Source organism: Halorussus litoreus (assembly GCF_003382685.1).
Classification (GTDB): Archaea; Halobacteriota; Halobacteria; order Halobacteriales; family Haladaptataceae; genus Halorussus; species Halorussus litoreus.
Genome location: NZ_KZ859516.1, coordinates 41,740 through 61,870, shown reverse-complemented (window position 1 = coordinate 61,870; position 20,131 = coordinate 41,740). Strand labels below are relative to the sequence as shown.

The 20,131-nt window shown below is 67.2% G+C and carries 22 protein-coding genes; 14 read left to right on the top strand and 8 right to left on the bottom strand.

Features of this window, described 5'->3' with window-relative positions:
- Nucleotides 1-83: 83 nt before the first annotated feature.
- Together DPQ64_RS08005 and DPQ64_RS08000 are read right to left on the bottom strand one after the other, a co-directional pair.
- The gene (locus DPQ64_RS08005) at nucleotides 84-1,298 is read right to left on the bottom strand and encodes a Cdc6/Cdc18 family protein (RefSeq protein ID WP_115863828.1); all 1,215 of its coding nucleotides are present in this window, start codon (nucleotides 1,296-1,298) and stop codon (nucleotides 84-86) included.
- A 484-nt stretch (nucleotides 1,299-1,782) separates the two neighbouring features.
- Nucleotides 1,783-3,213, bottom strand: coding sequence for an aldehyde dehydrogenase family protein (locus DPQ64_RS08000; protein ID WP_115863827.1), 1,431 nt, complete (start codon nucleotides 3,211-3,213; stop codon nucleotides 1,783-1,785).
- 151 nt (nucleotides 3,214-3,364) lie between these two features.
- Here DPQ64_RS08000 and dpsA point away from each other — a divergent pair, with 151 nt between their 5' ends.
- On the top strand, nucleotides 3,365-3,898 hold the full coding sequence (gene dpsA / locus DPQ64_RS07995; RefSeq protein WP_115863826.1) for a DNA starvation/stationary phase protection protein DpsA: 534 nt from the start codon (nucleotides 3,365-3,367) through the stop codon (nucleotides 3,896-3,898).
- Nucleotides 3,899-3,972: 74 nt separating this feature from the next.
- Complete coding sequence (locus DPQ64_RS18725; RefSeq protein ID WP_157971640.1) at nucleotides 3,973-4,137, top strand: hypothetical protein; 165 nt, start codon at nucleotides 3,973-3,975, stop codon at nucleotides 4,135-4,137.
- Nucleotides 4,138-4,180: 43 nt separating this feature from the next.
- On the opposite strand, the gene DPQ64_RS18720 is transcribed toward DPQ64_RS18725, so the two are convergent.
- Entirely contained in the window at nucleotides 4,181-5,020 is an 840-nt protein-coding gene (locus tag DPQ64_RS18720) for a DUF7504 family protein (protein WP_157971639.1), read from the bottom strand.
- A 197-nt stretch (nucleotides 5,021-5,217) separates the two neighbouring features.
- Between DPQ64_RS18720 and DPQ64_RS07980 the strand changes: the two genes are divergently transcribed.
- The 3 genes from DPQ64_RS07980 (at nucleotide 5,218) to DPQ64_RS18715 (ending at nucleotide 8,787) form a co-directional block, all read left to right on the top strand.
- On the top strand, nucleotides 5,218-6,303 hold the full coding sequence (locus tag DPQ64_RS07980) for an NADH:flavin oxidoreductase/NADH oxidase (protein WP_115863823.1): 1,086 nt from the start codon (nucleotides 5,218-5,220) through the stop codon (nucleotides 6,301-6,303).
- 103 nt (nucleotides 6,304-6,406) lie between these two features.
- Complete coding sequence (locus DPQ64_RS07975; protein ID WP_115863822.1) at nucleotides 6,407-7,618, top strand: GNAT family N-acetyltransferase; 1,212 nt, start codon at nucleotides 6,407-6,409, stop codon at nucleotides 7,616-7,618.
- Between the two features lie 113 nt (nucleotides 7,619-7,731).
- Complete coding sequence (locus tag DPQ64_RS18715; RefSeq protein WP_157971638.1) at nucleotides 7,732-8,787, top strand: DUF7547 family protein; 1,056 nt, start codon at nucleotides 7,732-7,734, stop codon at nucleotides 8,785-8,787.
- 22 nt (nucleotides 8,788-8,809) lie between these two features.
- Here the strand turns inward: DPQ64_RS18715 and DPQ64_RS07965 are convergent, their stop codons facing one another.
- On the bottom strand, nucleotides 8,810-9,388 hold the full coding sequence (locus DPQ64_RS07965) for a metal-dependent hydrolase (RefSeq protein WP_115863821.1): 579 nt from the start codon (nucleotides 9,386-9,388) through the stop codon (nucleotides 8,810-8,812).
- 101 nt (nucleotides 9,389-9,489) lie between these two features.
- Between DPQ64_RS07965 and DPQ64_RS07960 the strand changes: the two genes are divergently transcribed.
- Nucleotides 9,490-9,726, top strand: a complete 237-nt coding sequence (locus DPQ64_RS07960; protein ID WP_198662050.1) for a Sec-independent protein translocase subunit TatA/TatB — start codon at nucleotides 9,490-9,492, stop codon at nucleotides 9,724-9,726.
- Between the two features lie 53 nt (nucleotides 9,727-9,779).
- Here DPQ64_RS07960 and DPQ64_RS07955 read toward each other — a convergent pair whose 3' ends face one another.
- Nucleotides 9,780-10,160 carry a MaoC/PaaZ C-terminal domain-containing protein gene (locus DPQ64_RS07955; protein ID WP_115863820.1) on the bottom strand — a complete coding sequence of 127 codons (381 nt, stop codon included), beginning with the start codon at nucleotides 10,158-10,160 and terminating at the stop codon, nucleotides 9,780-9,782.
- 244 nt (nucleotides 10,161-10,404) lie between these two features.
- Between DPQ64_RS07955 and DPQ64_RS07950 the strand changes: the two genes are divergently transcribed.
- Nucleotides 10,405-11,865: an alpha/beta hydrolase gene (locus tag DPQ64_RS07950; RefSeq protein WP_115863819.1), complete on the top strand. Its 1,461-nt coding sequence runs from the start codon at nucleotides 10,405-10,407 to the stop codon at nucleotides 11,863-11,865.
- A 61-nt stretch (nucleotides 11,866-11,926) separates the two neighbouring features.
- Here the strand turns inward: DPQ64_RS07950 and DPQ64_RS07945 are convergent, their stop codons facing one another.
- Together DPQ64_RS07945 and DPQ64_RS07940 are read right to left on the bottom strand one after the other, a co-directional pair.
- Entirely contained in the window at nucleotides 11,927-12,334 is a 408-nt protein-coding gene (locus DPQ64_RS07945; protein ID WP_115863818.1) for a Zn-ribbon domain-containing OB-fold protein, read from the bottom strand.
- A 1-nt stretch (nucleotide 12,335) separates the two neighbouring features.
- Nucleotides 12,336-13,493, bottom strand: coding sequence for a thiolase family protein (locus tag DPQ64_RS07940; RefSeq protein WP_115863817.1), 1,158 nt, complete (start codon nucleotides 13,491-13,493; stop codon nucleotides 12,336-12,338).
- Between the two features lie 93 nt (nucleotides 13,494-13,586).
- Between DPQ64_RS07940 and DPQ64_RS07935 the strand changes: the two genes are divergently transcribed.
- Nucleotides 13,587-13,907: a ubiquitin-like small modifier protein 1 gene (locus tag DPQ64_RS07935; RefSeq protein WP_115863816.1), complete on the top strand. Its 321-nt coding sequence runs from the start codon at nucleotides 13,587-13,589 to the stop codon at nucleotides 13,905-13,907.
- A 143-nt stretch (nucleotides 13,908-14,050) separates the two neighbouring features.
- Here the strand turns inward: DPQ64_RS07935 and DPQ64_RS07930 are convergent, their stop codons facing one another.
- Nucleotides 14,051-15,721: an aldehyde ferredoxin oxidoreductase C-terminal domain-containing protein gene (locus tag DPQ64_RS07930; RefSeq protein ID WP_115863815.1), complete on the bottom strand. Its 1,671-nt coding sequence runs from the start codon at nucleotides 15,719-15,721 to the stop codon at nucleotides 14,051-14,053.
- 144 nt (nucleotides 15,722-15,865) lie between these two features.
- On the opposite strand from DPQ64_RS07930, the gene DPQ64_RS07925 reads away from it, so the two are divergent.
- The 6 genes from DPQ64_RS07925 (at nucleotide 15,866) to DPQ64_RS07900 (ending at nucleotide 20,095) form a co-directional block, all read left to right on the top strand.
- A complete protein-coding gene (locus tag DPQ64_RS07925) occupies nucleotides 15,866-16,651 on the top strand; it encodes a GIDE domain-containing protein (protein ID WP_198662049.1) in 786 nt (261 codons plus the stop codon).
- Between the two features lie 121 nt (nucleotides 16,652-16,772).
- Nucleotides 16,773-17,075: a translation initiation factor gene (gene yciH, locus DPQ64_RS07920; protein ID WP_115863814.1), complete on the top strand. Its 303-nt coding sequence runs from the start codon at nucleotides 16,773-16,775 to the stop codon at nucleotides 17,073-17,075.
- 92 nt (nucleotides 17,076-17,167) lie between these two features.
- Nucleotides 17,168-17,722: a DoxX family protein gene (locus DPQ64_RS07915; protein WP_115863813.1), complete on the top strand. Its 555-nt coding sequence runs from the start codon at nucleotides 17,168-17,170 to the stop codon at nucleotides 17,720-17,722.
- 29 nt (nucleotides 17,723-17,751) lie between these two features.
- Nucleotides 17,752-18,138, top strand: a complete 387-nt coding sequence (locus tag DPQ64_RS07910) for a hypothetical protein (protein WP_115863812.1) — start codon at nucleotides 17,752-17,754, stop codon at nucleotides 18,136-18,138.
- 129 nt (nucleotides 18,139-18,267) lie between these two features.
- Nucleotides 18,268-19,302: an asparaginase gene (locus DPQ64_RS07905; protein ID WP_115863811.1), complete on the top strand. Its 1,035-nt coding sequence runs from the start codon at nucleotides 18,268-18,270 to the stop codon at nucleotides 19,300-19,302.
- 148 nt (nucleotides 19,303-19,450) lie between these two features.
- Nucleotides 19,451-20,095: a CBS domain-containing protein gene (locus DPQ64_RS07900; RefSeq protein ID WP_115863810.1), complete on the top strand. Its 645-nt coding sequence runs from the start codon at nucleotides 19,451-19,453 to the stop codon at nucleotides 20,093-20,095.
- The last annotated feature ends 36 nt before the right edge of the window (nucleotides 20,096-20,131 follow it).

Sequence of the window (20,131 nt, the reverse complement as noted above, 5' to 3'; positions counted from 1 at the left end):
TAAGATTCCGTGCAGGTGTCCCGTGTTTTTCGGCCGCTCGCGGCCGAACCCGCGCGAACCCGACGAAGAAAAAAGGTGGTTGGTCAAAGGTATCCTTTCACGCTCGTGTGAACGCCCATCGATTCGAACGTCTCTTCAAGGGCGTCGAGCACGACCGCGAGATCCTGCTGGAGGTCGTACTCGCGGTACTTCCCGCCGGCCGACCCCTCGTTGTTCTCGGTCACGTTGAGGATGCCGAGCATGGCGAGGTCGTCGAGGTGCTCGCGGAGCCACCGGGTCGTCAGCGCCTCGGTGCCGGCGGCGTCAACGAGCGACTCGTAGCGGGTGTAGATCTCCCGCGAACGCGCCGGGGTGTCGTCCTCGGCTTCGAGCGTGGCGAGGGCGTACACCACCAGTCGCTCGTGGTCGTTCAGGTCCGCGATGCCGCGGGCGACCTGCTCGCGTTCGAGGAGTTCCCGACCGCGCCGGACGTGGCCCTCGGTCACCTCCTCGTCGTTCTCCTCGCGGGCGAGATCGCCCGCTTTGAGCAGGAGGTCGAGGGCTTTTCTGGCGTCCCCCGACTCCTGCGCGCCGAACGCGGCGCAGAGCGGCACCACGTCGTCGGTCAGCACGTCGTCTTTGAACGCGACCGACTCGCGCTGTTCGAGCACCGCCCGGAGCTCCGTGGCGTCGTACGTCGAAAAGGAGATGGATCGCTCACAGAGCGACGAGCGGACCTTGGGCGAGAGCGAGTCGCGGAACGTCAGGTCGTTGCTGATGCCGATGAGGCCGATGCGGGCCTCGGTCAGGTTCTCGTTCTCCCGGGCGCGCGAGAGCTGGTAGAGGATAGAGTCGTCCTTGAGGTGGTCGATCTCGTCGAGCACGATGAGGATGATGCCGCCGTAGTCGTCGAGTTCCTCCCACATGAGGTCGTACACCTGCGAACGGGAGTAGCCCGTCTCGCTGATGTGGTTCGAGGGGTCCCGGAGCGCGTTCACGAGGTTGCTCGCGACCCGGTACGAGGAGTTGAGGCCGTCGCAGTTGATGATCTCGGTGCGAACGTCGAGGTCGTCGTACGCCTCGGCGTTGTCCTCCAGTTTGTTCAGCAGAAAGCGCGTGGCGGCGGTCTTGCCGACGCCGGCCTTGCCGTAGAGGAAGATGTTGTCGGGCTGTTCGCCGTAGATGGCGGGCTGGAGCGCGCCGTGGTACTCGTCGAGTTCGTCGTCGCGGCCCACGAGCGTGTCGGGCGTGTAGTCGTCGAGCAGAGCCTCGCGGTTGGTGTACGGCGAGTACTCCCTGACGAAGTCGAACGAACCCATGATACTCGCTCCGAATCGGTGCCCGGTCTTGAAGCTGTCGAAACCACCCGTTCCGCTGATTCCGCTGATTCATGTGAAGCGGTGGCTTAAGAAACACCCCCACCCCATCGTTCCGCTGTTTCTCCGAGAACCGAGGGGTCGGGTGGCGTTCCGGGTCTAGACATGGGAAGTTACTTGTCCTAGCTCCGAAAACCATATCCGTAGACTAGTCGTATTTGTCTTTTCCGACTACCGGCTTTGCGGAAAATACCGATAGCCCACCGCCGCCACATACCCCCTCCCGCCGCACTACCGAATTTCAGACGAACGACGGGGTGGGAGACTTTATAAACAAACCAAAACAAACGAAACAGCGGAACAGGTGGTTTTGCGGCCCGAGAACCCAGAAGTCGCTTGGAAAGAAAGACGAGAGGTCGCTTGGATAGGTCATCAACTCCCACCGAAAGCCAGCCGAGTTTTCGAACGAAGGACAGCCTTTCCGGCTTCAGAGGATGACGCTCTTCGTCCGAACCATCTCCTCGATGGTCGTGTGGAGGCCCTGGCGACCGATGCCCGACGCCTCGTTCCCGCCGAAGGGGATGTCGCCCAGGCCGTGGCTTGGCGACCCGTTGATGCGGACGGCCCCGGCGTCCAGTTCGTCGGCCAACGCCATCGCGCGGTCGTAGTCCGTCGTGAATACCGAGGCGTCGAGCGCGAGGTCCCCTCGATTCGCGATCTCGATAGCTTCCTCCTCGTCCGCGAACGTCGTCACGGCCGCGACGGGGCCGAACTGCTCCTCATGGACGATGCGGGCGTCGTGGGGGACGTTCGCCAGCAGGGTCGGCTCGAAGACGATTCCGTCGCGGTCGCCGCCGCGGACGAGGTCCGCGCCTCGCTCGACCGCGTCCTCGACCAGTTCCGCGACCCACTCGGCCTGCCCCTCGGCGATGAGCGGCCCCATCGTGGTGTCTTCCTCGAAGAGGTCGCCGGGCTGCCAGTCGTCCATCTCGGCCTCCAGCAGGTCGACCACCTCGTCGTGGACCGACTCGTGGGCGAGCACCCGGCTCACCGCAGAGCAGCGCTGGCCGGCGTACTTGAACGACCCCTTCGCACACTGGCCCGCCACGTCCGCCAGATCGGCGTCCGGGAACACCACGGCCGGAGCGTTCCCACCCAACTCCATGTGGAGGTTCACCATCCCGCTCTCCTTGGCGACGTGTTTGCCCGCCGCGCTGGAACCGGTCATCGAGATCACGTCGATGCGGTCGTCGCCCGAGAGCACGTCACCGATGGTGCTCGCGCGGCCCGGAACGAAGTTGAACGCGCCGTCGGGCAGGTCGAGTTCCGAGATGACGTCGGCCAGAATCGCGGCGCTCACGGGCGTATCGCTCGCGGGCTTCAGGATGACGGCGTTCCCGGCGACGAGTGCGGGCGCGACCGACAGCGCCGTGGTCGAGAGCGGGTAGTTGTACGGCGTGATCGCGAGCACGGTGCCCATCGGCTCGTGCTTGACGATTGCGTTCCAGCCCTCGTGGCCCGCGGTGGTGCCCTCGCGGAACTCGCCCTTCAGCGCGCGAATCTCCTCCGTCGCTCTCCGAAAGCGCTCGGCCGCGCTCTCGACTTCGCCGCGCGCCGAGGAGATGGGCTTGCCCGCCTCGCGGACGATTACCTCCGCGAGTTCTTCCTTGCGGGCGAGCAGCCCGTCCGCGATCTCGTCCATCCAATCGGCGCGCTCGGGCACGGTCGTCTCGCGCAGGGCCGACTGGGCGCGCTCGGCGGCGGCGAGCGCCTGGTCGGCCTGCTCGGGGCTCGCGGCCGCCACCTGCGCGAACGTGCCGCCGTCCGCGAGGTCGGTCACGTCGAGCACGTCGTCGGCGTCGCGCCAGTCGCCGTCGACGTAGAGGCGTTCCCGGCGCTGGAGTGGCTGTTGTGACATACCTCGTCCTTGGAAGCCCTCGCGTAAAATGTTTACTCAAGACCGGATAAACAGAGTCGCCGGGGACTCACTGCACGGGAGCCGTCCACCGCCAAGTAGCGCCCGCCGCCAAGTAGCCTTAAGCGCTACTCCACCGTCACTCGTCCCCACCATGAGCCGACAGCGTCAGGTGCGCCAGCAGGCGGGTACCGTCGCGGACAACGCCGTCCGACTCGACGCGGGAAAGGCCGAGCAGGTCGTGGAAGCGGTGAACGCCGACCTCGCGGCGACCACGGTCCTCGCCCACCAGCTCCGCAAGCATCGGTGGCACGTGGCGGGCGCGCAGTCCCGTCAGCTCGGGGAGTTCCTCGGCGAGGCCACAGTCACCGTCCGGCATCACGCGGACGCGCTGGCCCGCCGAATCGTCGCGGTCGGAGGCGTTCCGGTGAGCGGTCCGGCCGCGGCCCAGCGCCACAGCCCGATTCCCTTCGAGGGCGAGGACGTGTACGACGCCCGGACCTCGCTGGAGAGCGACCTCGACGCGTACGGCGAACTCATCGAGAGCGTGAGCAGCCACGTCGAACTCGTCGAGAGCCTGGGCGACCACGCTACTGGCCACCTGCTCCGGGAACTGCTTGTGGACCTGGAGTCCGACGCTCACGCCATCCAGAGCTTCCTCGCGCACGACTCGTTGACTTTGTGGTGAGGCTGACCCTGCGGTGAGCCCCGACCCGGTATCCCAACGTTTCGACCCCTCCAGTTTCGGCGCCGATAATCCGCGTGGGGTTTATTCTCGGACGGCGGAATCGAACGAAACAACTGCGCCGAATCCGGGAACTCGGCAGGGAGTCGCCCGGCTTCGACCCCCGCATCTGGAAGCGCCTGCTGGACGACTACTCGTGGTACGTCGGTCAGACGGAGGACGGGGAAGAAGGGGACGAGTAGCTCGAAACTGACGAAGCCGAGTGAAACGACGACCGAAGAATCGTCACAGCGGGAGCCACCCGGTCGAAAAGTCGGGGTCGGAGAGGTGCCAGTGCTGCTCGACGCGAGCCTCCGAGCGACGCACCTCCACAGCGGCGTCGAACAGCGGCTCGACCCGCTGGACGACCTCGGAGTTGTAGTCGGCGGGCAGGTGGTAGTGGGCCATCCCGCCGGCCGACTCGACGATTCCGATCAGGTCCGCGAGGAATCGGTCGACGAGTTGGTCGTCGTAGTCGAGGACCAGCGGCGTCAGCGAGTCGACGCAGAGCCGGAGTTCCCCCGGCGAGAGGTCGCCAGCCTCGTCCTCGAACGACGCCACGGCGTCCTCGACGCGATCCCGGAGTTCCGAGAGGTCGTCGCTCTCGACGGGAATCGTCCGAATCGCCGAGCTGTTGGCCGAGCCGGTCGAGCCGCGTGCCGAACTCCCGACTCGCGTGTACGGTTCGCTCCCATCGCGTCCGCGAGTCGCACCGCCATCGCGTCCGCAGGGCGCACCGCCATCGCGTCCGCAGGGCGCACCGCCATCGCGTCCACGGACATCACCCACATCTGCGACGCCTCCGCGCACGTCGGCGGGCCAGTTCACGACCGCGGCCGGGTCGGCGTACGGGCCCGACTGGACGGCGGCGAGTTTCGCACGCGCGGCGTCCGGCCGCGCGTCGGTCGTGGCGAACAGCCGATAGCGCGGTCCCGCGCTCGACTCGCCCAGCAGGCGCTCGCACGCCGCGTCCGTCGCGTCGGTGCCGACGAGAAGGACGTTGCACCCGTTCCGCTTGAGATCGGCGAGTCGCTGCTCGAATCGTGCGACCGCTTCCGGCCGGCCCCTTCCTTGCTCCCCCAGCATCGATTCACCAATAACGAGAACGTCGTCAATAAGCGTTTCGGGGCTCGAAACCACCGTTCGAGGCGTCACCCGACAGATTACTCGACGGGCCGCTCGACAGAGCGTCCGACGGATCGCTCGACCGGTCGCCGCCAGCAGTCGGCAAGAAATGGGGGTGAGCCGTAGCCTTTCGGTGGAGTGGTCCCGACCAGTACGGGATGAGCGATCTGTTCAGTCCGCTGGAGATCCGCGGGACAGAAATTCGGAATCGGGTGATGGTCTCCCCCATGTGCCAGTACTGCTGTGGCCCCGACGGCGTGGGCTACGACTGGCACGAGGTCCACCTCGGGAGCCGGGCCGTCGGCGGCGCGGGGCTCGTGATGGCCGAAGCGACCGCGGTGGAGCCGCGAGGCCGCATCACGCCGCGGGACCTCGGCATCTGGAGCGAGGAGCACGCCGACGCGCTCGCGCCCGTCGCGGAGTTCATGGCCGAGCACGGCGCGACCCCGGGCATCCAGCTCGCTCACGCCGGCCGAAAGGCGAGCAAGACCCGCCCCGCAGACGGAAGCCGACCGCTACAGCCCGACGAGGGCGGCTGGGAGACCGTCGCACCGGGCAGCCCGTATCCGTACGACGACCAGCCGCCGGAGACGAAACGGATGAGCAAGGACGACGTCGCGGACGTGAAAGACGCCTTCGTGGCGGCCGCCGAGCGCGCCCGCGACGCGGGGTTCGAGGTCGCGGAGGTCCACGCCGCGCACGGCTACTTGCTCCACGAGTTCTACTCGCCGGTGTCGAACGACCGCGAGGACGAGTACGGCGGCGACTTCGAGGGCCGGACCCGACTCGTCCGAGAGGTGACCGCCGAGGTCCGCGAGGTGTGGCCGGACGACCAACCCGTCTTCGTCCGCGTCTCGGCCAGCGACTGGCTCCCCGACCGCGAGTCGTGGACCGTCGAGGACACCGCGCGGCTCGCACCGCTGCTCGCGGACGCGGGCGCGGACCTGATCGACGTGAGTTCGGGCGGCATCCATCCCGACCAACAGATCCCCAGCGTCGGCCCGAACTACATGGTTCCCTACGCCGAGCGCGTGGGCGAGGCGACCGACGCGCTCGTCGGCGCCGTGGGCAAGATTACTGAGGCCACGCAGGCCGACGCCATCGTCCGGAACGACCGCGCCGACCTCGCCATCGTCGGCCGCGAGCACCTGCGGAACCCGTACTTCACGCTCCACGCGGCTCACGAGTTGGGCGAAGCGGACCGCGTCGAGATTCCGGTCCAGTACCGGCGCGGATTCCAGTAGTCGCACGGAATCGAAATTCCAGTAGTCCCGCGGAATCGAAGTTGTACGTGTCAGCTTGTCACGCAACGAGAAGCTATTTATCCGGCCCGGACGCCGCCGTCGTATGGAGTACCGCCCGCTCCCCGACGACCGACGGGACGAGTTCGAGAAGTACCTCCAGTACGCGTTCAGCCCGGAGGAGGGACCCGGAGTCGACCGGGGAGACGATCACGATTCCGACGAGCAGCCCGGACACCCCCGAGCGCTGGTCGACGGCGACGACCTGCTCGCGGTCTGTCGCCACTACTGGTTCCGGACGCGCTTGCGCGGTCGGTGGTTCGAGATGCCGGGACTCGCGGCCGTCGCCACGCCGCCGGAGCACCGCCGGAACGGCTACGTTACCCGGCTGCTCGCCGAGTCGCTGGCCGAGTACCGCGACCGCGGCGACGTTCTCACCGCGCTCTGGGCGACCGAACACACCGTCTACGGTGGCCTCGGCTGGGGGCTGGCGAACAGGTTCGGGAAGTATCAGTGCGACCCGGACGACCTCGCCTTCGCCCGCGACTGTGAGGAAGCCGGCGGGGAGTTCCGCTCGCTCGACACCGACGACTACGACCGGCTCGACCCGGTTCTGGCCGCCGAGAGCGCGGGCTACGAACTCGCCGTCGACCGCTCCGAGGACTGGTGGTGCGAGCGCGTGCTGGAGAACTGGCAGGCCAAACCCTACGTCGCCGGCTGGGCCGACGATGGGGAGATTCGGGGCTACCTCGTCTACCGATTCGAGGCCGAGGACGACGGCAAGCGACTCCACGTCGAGGAGTTCGCCGCCGTCGACCGCGAGGCCCGGCTCAACCTCCTGCGCTATCTCGCGAACCACGACTCGCAGGTCGACAGCGTGAGCGTCTACGCGCCGCCCGACTGGGGGCTGTTCGACGCGGTCGAGGACCCCGGAAGCGTCGAGTGCGAGGTGAAGGCCGGGCCGATGGTCCGCCTCGTGGACGTTCCCGCCGCCATCGAAGCGTTCGACTACCCAGACGTGGCGTCCCGCGCGTTCACGCTCTCGGTGTCGGACCCGCTCGCGGACTGGAACGACCGGACCTTCCGAGTCGACCTCGCGGACGGCCGCGCGACGTGCGAACCGACCGACGAGGAGGCCGAGACGGACACCGCCGACGCGTCTACGTCCGTCAGCACGCTCTCGCAGGTGGTCGTCGGCCACCACTCGGTCGCGGACGCCGAGCAGTTCGGCGACCTCGAAGTTCGGGACGCGAGCGCCCGCGACGGCCTCACCGCGATGTTCCCCGAGCGCGACGTGTTCCTTCGGGAAGGGTTCTGAGACGTGGTTCCCGACGATACGTAACCGAATTCGTCCGAACTCACTGCCGACGACGACCCGACTGATTCCGAGAAGCGCCCAAACTCTTTACGCCACGACACGTATCTCCAGTCATGAGCGACGACCGTGACGACCGCCGAAACCGCCGTGATGGGACGGACCGACGACCGACGACCGATTCGACCAATCCGGAGGACCTCGACGAGCGCGTGGCCGAACTCGAAGCACGCGTCCGGGAGCTCCGGGACGAACTCGGCCGTCCCCCCGAGGGTCCACTCGGATTGCCCCGACCGCCGACCCCGCGCGAGGTGCTGTCGTTCACCGGTGAGTACGCCATCCCGACCGCAATCGCCGTGCTGGAGGCCAACGTCCGCGCGCTGAAGGCGCTCCAGCAGGTCGTTCGCGTGCTCGACCCCGACCGGAGCGTCGTCGACGAGGAGCGCGACCGGCTCGAATCCCGGGCCGCCGACGCCAGCCGAGCCACGCTCGACCGGCTCGAATCCGCGCTCGCGGACGTGGAGACGACCATCCGCGAAAGCGACCTGCCCCGCGACGACGAGGCGCGTGACGTGCTGGAGGACGCCCGACGAATCAACCGGGAGATCCGCGACCGAGTCAGCCGCGGGGAGAGCGCGGTCGACGAGGCCCGCGAGCAAGCGCGCGAGGCCGACCGCGAGCGACCCCGTACGGACGACCGCGAGCGCGCGAGCGGCGGCGAACGCGGCCAGGAGCGCGCGGACGAGAGCGAGAGCGATCGAGTGCGCGGGGACTCGCAGGAATCCGACGACGACCTTCCGGGAGGGACGACCATCGAACTCACCGACCAGGGCGACAGGGGACGCGATGGAGAAAGTGACGCCGAGAGCGAGGTCGCGGACGACAGCGCCGAGGTCGACGTGGAGGCCGAACTTCGGTCGATCAAAGAGGAGATTCAATATCGCAAAGAGGCAGAAGACACGGGCTCGACGAACGCGGAAAGCGGTTCGACGAACGCAGAAAGCGACTCGGCGAACGCGGAAAGCGGCTCGACGAACGCGGAAAGCGACCCGGAGAGCGCCGAGAACGCATCGGGCGAACGCGACTCGGAGGAGAGCGGCGCGACTTCCAAGTCGAGCGAGGACGGCGATGCGAGCGAGTCGGCGGATTCACCGGACGACGGCGAGGAATAGTTTCGATTCCAGTTCGTGTCAGTTACTTCGGGACGCGCTCGCGCTCCGGGTCCCCACCCCGGAGTCGCCGGTACGTTCTGACGAGAATCCGCACCGGGAGCATCGGTCTGGAGCGGTCAGGTCGCCCCGCCAGCCACGCGAGCGTGGCCGCGCCGACGCCCAGAGCCAGCAGCGCGTAGTTCGCGGCGTCGTTGGTCGCGCGCACGACGTCCAGCGAGTAGAGCGCGGGCGAGACGGGGTACGCCGGCATCACGCCCCACGGGTTCAGCAGGTCCGCGAGGAGGTGGGAGACCACCGCGAACGACCCGAGGAAGAACGCCCAGCACGCACCGCGGAACGCCTGCCTGCGGGGACGGTGCCACAGCGACGACGCCACGACGAGCACGCAGAACAGTCCCACTGCGACCGCGAACCAGAGGGTGTGGGTCACCCCACGGTGGACCAGAAACGCGAGGTCGCCGTCCACGTCCGGGAACAGCGCGTACGCCAGGACGATGCCGCCACCGTAGAGCGCGTCGCTGTCGTACCCCCGCGAGAGCAGGGCGTAGCCGACCACCGCGTACAGCGTCAGCGCCACCCCGTAGTGGCCCGGCGGAAACATACTGAAGCGCCTCTCGGGATTCAATGTTAATCTATCGATTCAAGAGATGTCGGGCTTCGGAGGCGCGACGAGTTGATAGCGGTCCGTCGACTACCATCCGCATGGACCCGATACCGTTGTTCGGCCCGGTGCCCGGCGGGATGGAGATGATGATCATCCTGCTCATCGCCGTCCTGCTGTTCGGCGCGAACAAGCTCCCGAAACTCGCTCGCTCGTCCGGCCAAGCTATCGGTGAGTTCCGGAAAGGCCGCGAGGACATCGAGCGCGAGATCCGGGAGTCCGCGGAGGCTGTCGAGCGCGAGGTCGACCCGACCGAGACCGAGCGGGCGGACCGCTAAGAGACGGCCGAGTGCTCTAAGAGACGGTCGAGTGCTGCTTCGTCGCCGACGCGCTACTTCTCGACTAGCCCCTCGACAGTCCCGGTCAGCACCGTCTCGCCGTCCTCGTTCTCGCAAGTCGCCGACGCGGTGAGGTCGTAGCGCGTTTCGCGCTCGACGACCGACTCGATGGTCAACTCGCAGGTGACGGTCTCGCCGGTGTACACCGGTTTCAGGAACTCGAACGCCATCGAGCGACCGAGCACGTTCAGATCGCCGCCGATCTTGGTGGGCATGGTGGCCGTGAGCAGTCCGTGGACGAGCAGTCGGCCGTCCTCGTCGGGGTCGAGATGGCGCGGCTGCTCGTCGCCCGAGAGGGCCGCGAACTCCCGGACCTCCTCGGGCGTGAAGCAGCGCTGGAACCGACGGCTATCGCCTTCTTGGGGTGGCGTCATCCGTCTCCAGTTCGGCCCTCACGTTCCTGAAAGCAGTGATTCGTGGCGTCCCGGGGGATGGCCGACCGACACGAGCGATAGCTGATACCAAAGAGTTTAACTGGTGACGTAAAGTTCTCTTTACTGTAAAGGGTGCTTTACGGCCAGTGATCGTTACAGCTAAGCCCTCGAACGATGACGCATCGTCCAGTTCGGCGCAGTTCGAAGTTCCGCGGCCTGACGCCGGGCGACCCGAGGTGACAGCATGAGCCTCGACCGGCGAAGGTTCCTGAGCGCGACCGGAACGGGACTGATCGGCCTGCTCGCCGGCTGTCAGTCCGGCGGAACCACCGACGGTCAGGATTCGGTCGCGACGACCGATGCGGGCACCACAGCCCCGCAGACCACTCTACCACCGACCGAGACAGGAACCGAGACCACCACCGACAGTCAGACGGAAGAAGCGACTACCACCTCAGACCCCGAGGAACTGAAGCGGCGAGCGAGGGAGTTCGTGGCACTGCTCGACGACGGGTCGTTCGAGGCGGCCCACGAGCGATTCAACTCGACCGCGGCCAGCCAGATCAGCCAGAGCCAACTCGAGCGAGTCTGGTCCGGACTGGAGCAGGAGAGCGGTGCGTTTCAATCGCTGTCCGCAATGGAAACCACCAGACGAGACGGCTCCCACGTCGTCACCGGGACCGTCGAGTTCGAGCGCGCACGCCCGGAGTTCGTGTTGTCGTTCGGATCGGACGGCATCACGGGCTTCCGAATCCGGCCGCGGACCTCCGACTGGTCGGCACCGTCGTACGCCGACGAGTCGGCGTTCACCGAGCGCGAGGTGTCGCTCGTCGCGACCGACGGCTGTTCACTCGGCGGGACGCTGACGGTTCCCGAGGGCGCGGCCGATGTGCCGGGCGTGGTGTTGGTCCACGGTCAGGGCCCGAGTGACCGCGACGGAACCGTCGGCCCGAACAGGCCGTACAAGGATCTGGCGTGGGGGCTGGCGAGTCGCGGTGTGGCGGTCCTGCGCTACGACAAGCGGACGCAGGCCTGCGACGTGGACCTCGCGGAGATCACCATCGACGACGCGGTGACCGAAGACGCGCTGACGGCAGTCGACGCCCTCCGGGGAACGGACGCTGTCGCGGACGACGACGTGATCGTCGCCGGGCACAGCATCGGAGCGACCCTCGCGCCGCGGATCGCCGCCCGCGACGGCGATCTCGCCGGCGTCGTCATGCTCGCGCCGCTGGCACGGTCCGCGAGCGAGGCGATCCTCGACCAGAACCAGTATCTCGCCGAACGCGACGGGACGGTCACCGACGCCGAGGAGGAGCTACTGGCGCAGGTCCGTGGGATCGTCGAGCAGATCCGGTCGCTCGACTTCCCCGACGAGGAGACGGTGTACCTCGGCGGCGACGAGTACTGGCGAACTCTCCGGGAGTACGACCATCTGGAGACCGCCCAAGAACTCGACCTCGCGCGACTCATCCTCCAAGGAGGCCGCGACTATCAGGTGACCGTCGAGGACGACTTCGCGCAGTGGCGTGACGCCATCGGCGACGACGAGTCGGTCGAGTTCCAGCGGTACCCGAAGCTCAACCACCTGTTCATGCCCGGCTCCGGCAAACCGGGCCGCGAGGAATACTTCGACCAGAACCACGTCGCCGAGGCAGTCGTCGCGGACCTCGCATCGTTCGCCGACGAGGCAGCCGGGAACTGACGCGGGGAAGCGAATCCAACGAGTCGGTCGTCGGCACTCGTCTGCCGAACTCCGAACGGCTTCAGACCGGCTCGAACCGATACCCGTCCCACTCCTGACTCGCTTTCTCCCGGATTCCCGCGTCGGGGTCGCGTAACTCCTCGGCGTACACCGGCCGGACTTCGTCGCCGATCTCCACGTCGGCGTCCTCCGTCAGTTGGCCGATGGCTCGCACCGAGTCGTCGCCGTCGGACTCCGTCCGACTCTCCGAGGCGCTCGGCGCCTCGCTCACCTCGAACTCCACGATTGCGAGCGAGTTCGGCTGGCGGACGCCCGGCGGCGTCGCGGTGTTGGTCGTCCACGTCACGACCGTCGCGGTCTCGTCGCTCAGGTCGATCGTGTCGGTCTGCTCCTCGCCGCAGTCGGGACAGAGCTCGTGACCGGGGTAGGTCAGGTGGTCGTTCGGACAGCGGTGTGCGTTCAGGCTCATCTCAGGGTTCCTCCACGATGGTGGTGGTCACGCAGTTGCCGAAGCCGCCGACGTTGCACGCGAGGCCGACCTCGCAGTCGACCTGCCGGTCGCCCGCCTCGCCGAGCAACTGCTGGTGCAGTTCGTAGATCTGTGCGACCCCGCTCGCGCCGAGCGGGTGCCCCTTCGACTTGAGACCGCCGGAGGTGTTGATGGGCAACTCGCCGTCGCGGTCGGTGACGCCCTCCTCGACGGCCTTCCAGCCCTCTCCTTGGTCGAAGAAGCCGACCGCCTCGCTCTGGAGGAATTCGAGGATTGTGAACATGTCGTGGAGCTCCGCGACGTCCACGTCCTCGGGCTCGCGGTCGGCCATCTCGTAGGCCTCCTCGGAGCTCTCGACCGCACCGCCCATCACGGTCGGGTCGTCGCGCTCGTGGACGACGTGGGTGTCGGTCGCGCCCGCCACGCCCGAGACGACGGTGTAGTTGTCGTCGGGCGCGTACTCGTCGGCCAGCGACTCCGGACAAAGGAGGAGGGCCGCGCTCCCGTCCGTGATGGGGCAGAAGTCGTAGAGGCGCAGGGGGTCCGCGACGATTGGCGACTCCATCACGGTTTCGAGGTCGACCGCCTTCCGGAACTGGGCGTGGGGATTGTCGAGCCCGTTCTTGTGGTTCTTCACCGCGACCTTCGCCAGACTCTCGCGGGGCGCGTCGTACTCGTGGAGGTACCGCCGCGCAGTCAGGCCCGCGAACGAGGGGAGGGTCACGCCGTGCTTGTACTCCACCGGGTGCGTGAGCGATGCGATGACGTCCGTCGCCTCGGTGGTAGTCCGGTGGGTCATCTTCTCGCCGCCGACCAGCAGGGTGAGGTCGCTCGCGCCGGATGCCACCGACTGCCACGCGGCGTAGACGCCCGCGCCGCCGGAGGCGGAGGTCTGGTCGACCCGCTGGGTGTACGCCGGCATCGCTCCGAGATCGTGGGCGAGGGCGTTGGGCACGCCGGTCTGGCCCTCGAACTCGCCGCTGGCCATGTTCGAGACGTACAGATGCTCCACGTCGGTCGGGGCGGCGTCGGCGTCGGCGAGGCACTCGCGTCCGGCCTGCGCGAGCAACTCGCGCAGCCACGCGTCGCGCTCGCCGAACGCCGTCATCGACGCGCCGACGATTGCTACTCGGTCCATACTCGACCGAAGACGCAGTGGGGCTTTATATCTCGGGGATGGGGCAGTCGGTGGTTACTAATCCGCCGGGCCGGAACGATTCATACGAAACTGATGACGGCGACCAGCGACTCCAAGGAGCCGATTGCCGTCGAGTTGAAGTTCTACGCCACCTTCCGCGACGCGGTGGGCCGGAAATCGGTGACGCGCGAACTCCCCGCCGGGGCGACGCTCGGGGACGCGCTCGCCGACGCCGCGGAGGCGTACCCGGATATTGACGAGGAGATCCTGACCGGGCGCGGGGAGGTCCGCGACGGCGTGCGCGCGCTCAGGAACGGCCGCGAGCGCGCGACCGCCGAGACGACCCTGGCGGACGGCGACGAGGTGAGCTTCGTGACACCGATCCACGGCGGAGCGGGCCACAGCACGTGCTAAATCCGTCGCACAGCGAATACTGAAATCTTCCGTGGAGAACTGAAATCCTCCGGTGCTGTTCGGGCGCGTGCGGCGCGCCCATAATGGCGCGCGCCGCACGCGCCCGAACGGGTGAGCCAAACTACACTCGTCCGCAACAGCCCTTAGTCCGCACCCGCCGCGTCCGCGTCACCCGCAATCCGGCCCTCGGGCACCGTCCCGTCGGCGTTCCAGCCACGAGCCTCGTAGTAGTCGTCGAGCGCCCGCTCGAAGTCCGGGAGGTCGTACGGCAGATCGTCGTCGCTCCGGTCGAAGCCCCGTTGGTTGTTGAAGTGTCGCTCCAGTTCGACGACCCGGTCGCCGACCGCGAGCAGGTCCTCGTACGGAGCGTCGAACAGCGCTTCGAGACGTTCCTCGCCGACGTAACTGCTGGAGAACGCACAGACCACGCCGCTGTCCTTGAACGCGGCCGCGTTCTCGGACGCCACGAGGTGAGACGCCTTCCCGTCGAGACCCACGGGGTCGAGTTCGCCCGAGTACTCGTCGCCGAGGATCTCCGAGTACATGTGGTCCGCCCCGCTGTTCGAAGTGGCGTAGCTCAGCCCCTGACCGTTGATGGCCCGCCCGTCGTGAGCCGCGAACTCCAATCCCTTCGACGACCAGTTCTCGACGCCGAGTTCGTCGTGGCACCGGTCGACGCCTTCCGCGAGCAGGTCGCCGACGCCCTCGCGGCGGGCGATCTTCTCGACCAGGTCGTGGACGAGGTCGGCGTTCCCGAACTCGTCCTCGCTGGCGAGGTACGCCGAGATGGTGACGCCGGCCGAGATGGTGTCGAGGCCGAGTCGGTCGCAGAGGTCGTTGGACTTCATCACGTCCACGATGTCCCCGACCCCCGCGCAGCTGCCGAACGAGAAGACGGTCTCGAACTCCGGGCCTTCGGTTTCGAGACCGGTCTCCTCGTCGCGCGTCGGGAGCTTGCAACCGAACGCGCACTGCGAGCAGGTCCCGCGTTTGTACTTTTTCGCCTCGACGGCGTCGCCACCGATGTCCGCGACGTGCTCGAACGACATCTCCGCGAAGTACCGGGTCGGCAGCGAGAACTCGTCGTTGATGAACTCGGTGCTGCCGGTCGTCCCCTGTCGCTTCATCGAGTCGTCGCTCTGGGCGGCGTCGCGGTGGATCTCCATCTGTACGTCCGGAATCGCCACGTCGGGCGCGGAGTCGCCGTCGAAGCTCACGCATTTGACGCCCTTCGCGCCCATCACCGCGCCGAGACCCCCGCGCCCGAACGCTCGCGTGTCGGAGGTCATGATCGAGGCGTACCGGACCTCGTTCTCGCCCGCGGGGCCCGCGGTCACGAGATGTTCGGAACCGAGATCGTGTACGCCGTCCACGTACTCGCTGGTCTCCGGAACGGTCGCGCCGACCAACTCTGGAACTTCCTCGAACTCGACGCCCTCGTCGTCGACGTGGACCGCGAGCAGGTCGTCGCTCTCGCCCACGATCTCGACCACGGGGTGACCGGTCGCGACGAAGTTCCGCGAGAGGAACCCGCCGGCGTTGGTCGACCGGATGCCGTCAGACAGCGGTGACACCGCGGTCGCGTTCATCCGCCCTGTAAAGCTCATCCGGGACTGCTGGAGCGGTCCCGACGAGAAGTACAGTCTGTTCTCCGGTCCGAGCGGGTCGGCGTCGAACGGAACGCGGTCGTGCGCGAGCTTGGTCGCGACGCCTCGGCCGCCGACGAACGACGCCAGTCCGTCGTCGATATCCTCCGTGTGTGCCTCGCGCTCGCCGACGTCGATGGTGAGCAGCGAGCCGCGTGCGGAAAGCATTTCGTGGTGATAGATTGCCCGTACCCACGTAAAACTCGGGTTCCCGGAACGACGGAACTCCGCGTCCTCGAATGCCGAACTCGAATACGACCCCCGGCCGTGACACCAGATTTTTATCGCGTACCCGAAAATTTACCTGCAACGATGGTTCAGGGCTTGCTCGAGAATATCGCCATATCAGGATTCAGTCTGGTCTTCGTGGTCACTGGCCTCTACACGATGAACAAAGGTCGCGTAGAGCGGGCCCAAACCGAGCGCATCGACGACACGGAGACGACCGCAATCCGTGACCTCGAATCCGGAACGGTCGAGGTCAAGGGAACGGCTCGACCGGCAGACGACGCGAACGTCGTGGAGTCGCCGATTACCAAGCAGGACGCGCTGGCAACGTACGTGGAGATGGAGGAGTGGGAGAGCAGTGGCCAAGGTGGCGGGAGCTGGGAGACGAAACACGAGGACCGCACGACTGTGTCGATGGTCGTGGACGACGGGACCGGCGAGGTACGGATCGAACTCCCGGCCGACGGGGAGTTGAACGTCGAACAGGCGAAGACGAAGGTCGGAAGCGGGGACGAACCGTCCGAGCAGATCAGGCAGTATCTCGAAGCCGAGGCTGCGATACAGGAGGCGTCGCGGTACGACGTCGGGCCGTTGAGCTTCGGTGAGCGCCGCCGCTACTCGGAGGGGATGATCGAACCGGGCGAAGAGGTCTACGTGTTGGGCGCGGCCCGAGAGGCCGAGTCCGAGTGGGGCGAGCGCAACTTCGTCATCGACGAGCCGACCGAGTCAGGCGACTTCGTCCTCTCGGACAAGTCCGAGGAGGAGTTGATCCGCGAAGGCAAACGGAGCGGCCTCGTCTATCTCGGGTTCGGCGGCGTTCTCACGGCCCTGGGTGTCTTCGTCGCGGTGATTCCGTGGGTCGGCGGGTGACCGTTGGCGGGTGACCGTCGGCGGCGACGACCGACGTTGGCCGCGGTGGTCCCGCGGGTGGTGGGTGCCTACAGTCGGGACTCGCCGAAGGCTCAAGGTCGCGCGTACCCTACTCCGAGTCATGGGGGACAAAGACATCAGCGACGTGTCCGGGCTGCCGGACGAACTCGGCATCGACGAGGATCTGGGCCGCACCGAGCAGCGACTTAGGGTCAGGGTAGACGAGCGCACGTACGGCAAGGCGATGACTATCGTGGAGGGGTTCGACGAGTCGTCGGTCGACGTCCAGAGCCTCGCCTCCGACCTCAAGAGCAGCCTCGCCACCGGCGGGACGGTGGACGAGGGTCGCATCGAGCTACAGGGCGACCACCGCGAGCGCGTCCGCGAACTGCTCGAAGACGAGGGATTCTCGGTCGGTGAGTAGCCTCGCGGGGGTGGAAGTCACTCTGCGCCAGGATTGGATATCGCGCCGCTGGTGGGGCAACTTCTTTATTAGATGGCTGTGTTGTCGGGGTAATGTCGTCTCAAGAAGTCGAACTCCGAAGTACGATTGCAGGGTTCACCGCGGAAGGCAAACTCCACACGCTGAGCGTCTGGTTCATCCTCGCGCTCCGGCTCATGATGGGGCTGGCCTTCCTTCAGAGCGGGATCGACAAGGTCCTCTCGGGCGAGTTCTCGGCAAGCGGCTACCTCGTGAACGCACCGCCGGCAAACGGTAGCCCCGTCGCGGACCTCTTCGTCCAGATGGGTCAGACGTCGTGGTTCGTGGAGTTCGTCAACGTCGCGGTCCCGTGGGGCGAGGTCCTCATCGGGCTCGGACTGCTCGTTGGCGGGTTCACGCGCCTCGCCGCCTTCTTCGGCGCGTTCATGATGTTGCTGTTTTACCTCGGGAACTGGGAGATCTCACACGGGTACATCAACGGGGACTTCGCGTACATGCTGGTGTTCCTCTCGGTGGCGGCGTTCGGCGCAGGCCGCATCCTCGGTCTCGACAAGTACATCGAGCAGTACGAGGTCGGCGGGCAGCCGCTCGTCGAACGGTACTCCTGGATGCGGTATCTCCTCGGATAACTAACGGAACTAATCGTGGCACAAACAGTATGACCGATTCAGAATCAGAAACGGGAGACCACCGCTCTCCCGGCGGCAAATTGGGGACGATAGCGCTCGGACTGGCGTACGTCTCGGTCGGCGTCGGACTGGTCTACAGCCTCGCGACGGACTCGGTCGAGTCGCTCATGGTCGTGCTCGTCGGAATCGTCGCTCTGGTCGCGATTTCGCTGGCCGTTCTCGTCCGCCGAGAGGGACTGCTGACTGCCGAGAACAAGCTCATCGGCGTCTTCGTACTGGCCGCGATGGGACTGCTGTTCGGACTCTCGGCGTACACCGACCTCTCGTCGGAGATCGTCTTCGGAGCCGTCACTCTCGTCGGCGTCGTGGTTCCGCATCTGCTTCTGGAGTACACCGACCGCGGAACGTCGGACTGAGCGATTTCACCGCCGTAACAGAATTCGGTCGACATTCGGCTGTGTAACGCTCCATCCGCGAAATTCCGCGATTCCCGACGAACACACCGCGTCCTTTACCACCCCACTCGAAGACGTACGGGACACAGCATGCTCTCGCGAGTCCACGTGATCGCGACCGGTGGAACCATCGCCAGCACGCCCGACGAGGACGGGGCGGCACCGAGCCTCTCCGGGGAGGATCTCATCGAATCGGTGCCGGACATAGATTGTGAGGCTCCGGAGGAGCCTCGCGAAGGCGGTGAAACCGCCGGAGCCCGCGCCGACCTCACCGTCGAATCCGTCTCGCAGGTGCCGGGCTTCGACATGGACTTCGACGTGATGAGCGCGGTCGGCGAGCGCGCCCGCGCGGCGGTCGAATCGGGCGATCCCGACGCTTTCGTCGTCACCCACGGCACGGACACGATGGCCGAGACGGCGTACTTCCTCGACCTGACGCGCTCGCTCCCGGTGCCAGTGGTCCTCACCGGCGCGCAGCGTCGGCTCGACGAACCGAGCTCCGACGCGCCCGCGAACCTGCTCAGTGCGGTTCGGGCGGCGACCCACCCGCGCGTCGAGGACGGCGTCTTCCTCGCGTTCGACGACGAACTCCACGCCGCCCGCGACGTACGGAAGGGCCACTCGCACAAGCTCGCGGCGTTCGAGTCGCCGAACGACGGCCCGGTCGCCACGCTCACGCGCGACGGCCTGCAGTTCCACCGTGAGCCCCGGAGCGAGTCAGAGTCGATCCCGGTCGAAGGGACCGACGCCCGCGTCGAGATGGTCGTCTCGGCCGCGGGCGTGGACGGCGCGCAGGTCGAGCGCGCGGTCGACTCGGGCGTCGACGGCCTCGTGCTCGCGGGTACCGGGCTCGGAAACGCGACGGGCGCACTCGGCGAGGCCGTCGCGGACGCCGTCGACGCCGGACTCCCGGTCGTGGTCACTTCGCGGTGCGGGGCCGGGACCACCGGCGCGGTGTACGGCACGCCGGGTGGGGGCCAAACCCTCCACGAGCGCGGCGTGATCTCGGGCGGCGACCTCGCGCCGTGGAAGGCCCGGCTGAAGCTCGCGCTGGCCGTCGAGGCGGTCGACGGTGAGGCGACCGGGGCGGACGTGGCGCAGTACTTCCCGAATCGCGTGGAGTGAACCGAGAGCGGACGCGACTGGTAGCACAGTGGAACCGATGGCTCGACGGGGAGAATGACCAGCGGGAACGCAACTTTGAGTGTAGGCGGGACGCGCGCTTAAGCTTGCCGGGGATACTTTTTAGAGAACCTGTGTCAATCTTTCGCACATGGAGGGCGAAGTGACCGTCAGGGACGTGATGACCCGGGAATTCGTCGGCGTGAACGAGTCGGACACGGTCCTCGGGGCGGTGAAACTCATGGACGAGGACGGCGCGGGCTGCGTCGTCGTCCTCAGGGGCAGCGACCCGGTCGGCATCGTGACCGAGTCCGACGTGCTCGCGCTGGTCGCCGACGAGCGCGACCCCGGCGAGGTCGAGGTCTCGTCGGTGATGTCCGAGCCGGTGGTGTCGGTCCACGCCGACCGGGCGCTGTCCGACGCCGCGGGCACGATGTCCCGGGAGGACATCCGGCGGCTCGTGGTGACGAACGACGACGACCTCGTCGGCGTCCTCTCCGAACGCGACGTGATCGCGGCGTCCGCGTCGCTGTCGGGCGTGCCGTCGGTCGCCAGCGGGTCGCCCCGCGATGGGACGACCGGCGAGTTCGGAGCCGCCGGGAACTCGGAGTCCCCAGCAGTCGGTGGAGAGCCGATGGCCGGGGAGTCGGGCGGCGAGATGGCCGGAGTCGAGAGCGAGGAGGGCGACCGGTACGAGTACTCCGACCGGAGCATCTGCGAGGCCTGTGGCACCCTGAGCCGAGGACTGGCCAACGTGAACGGCCAACTCATCTGCGCCGACTGCCGGGAGGTCTGAGGGGCAGCCGGGCGGTCAGGGAGGCCGCCGAGCGTA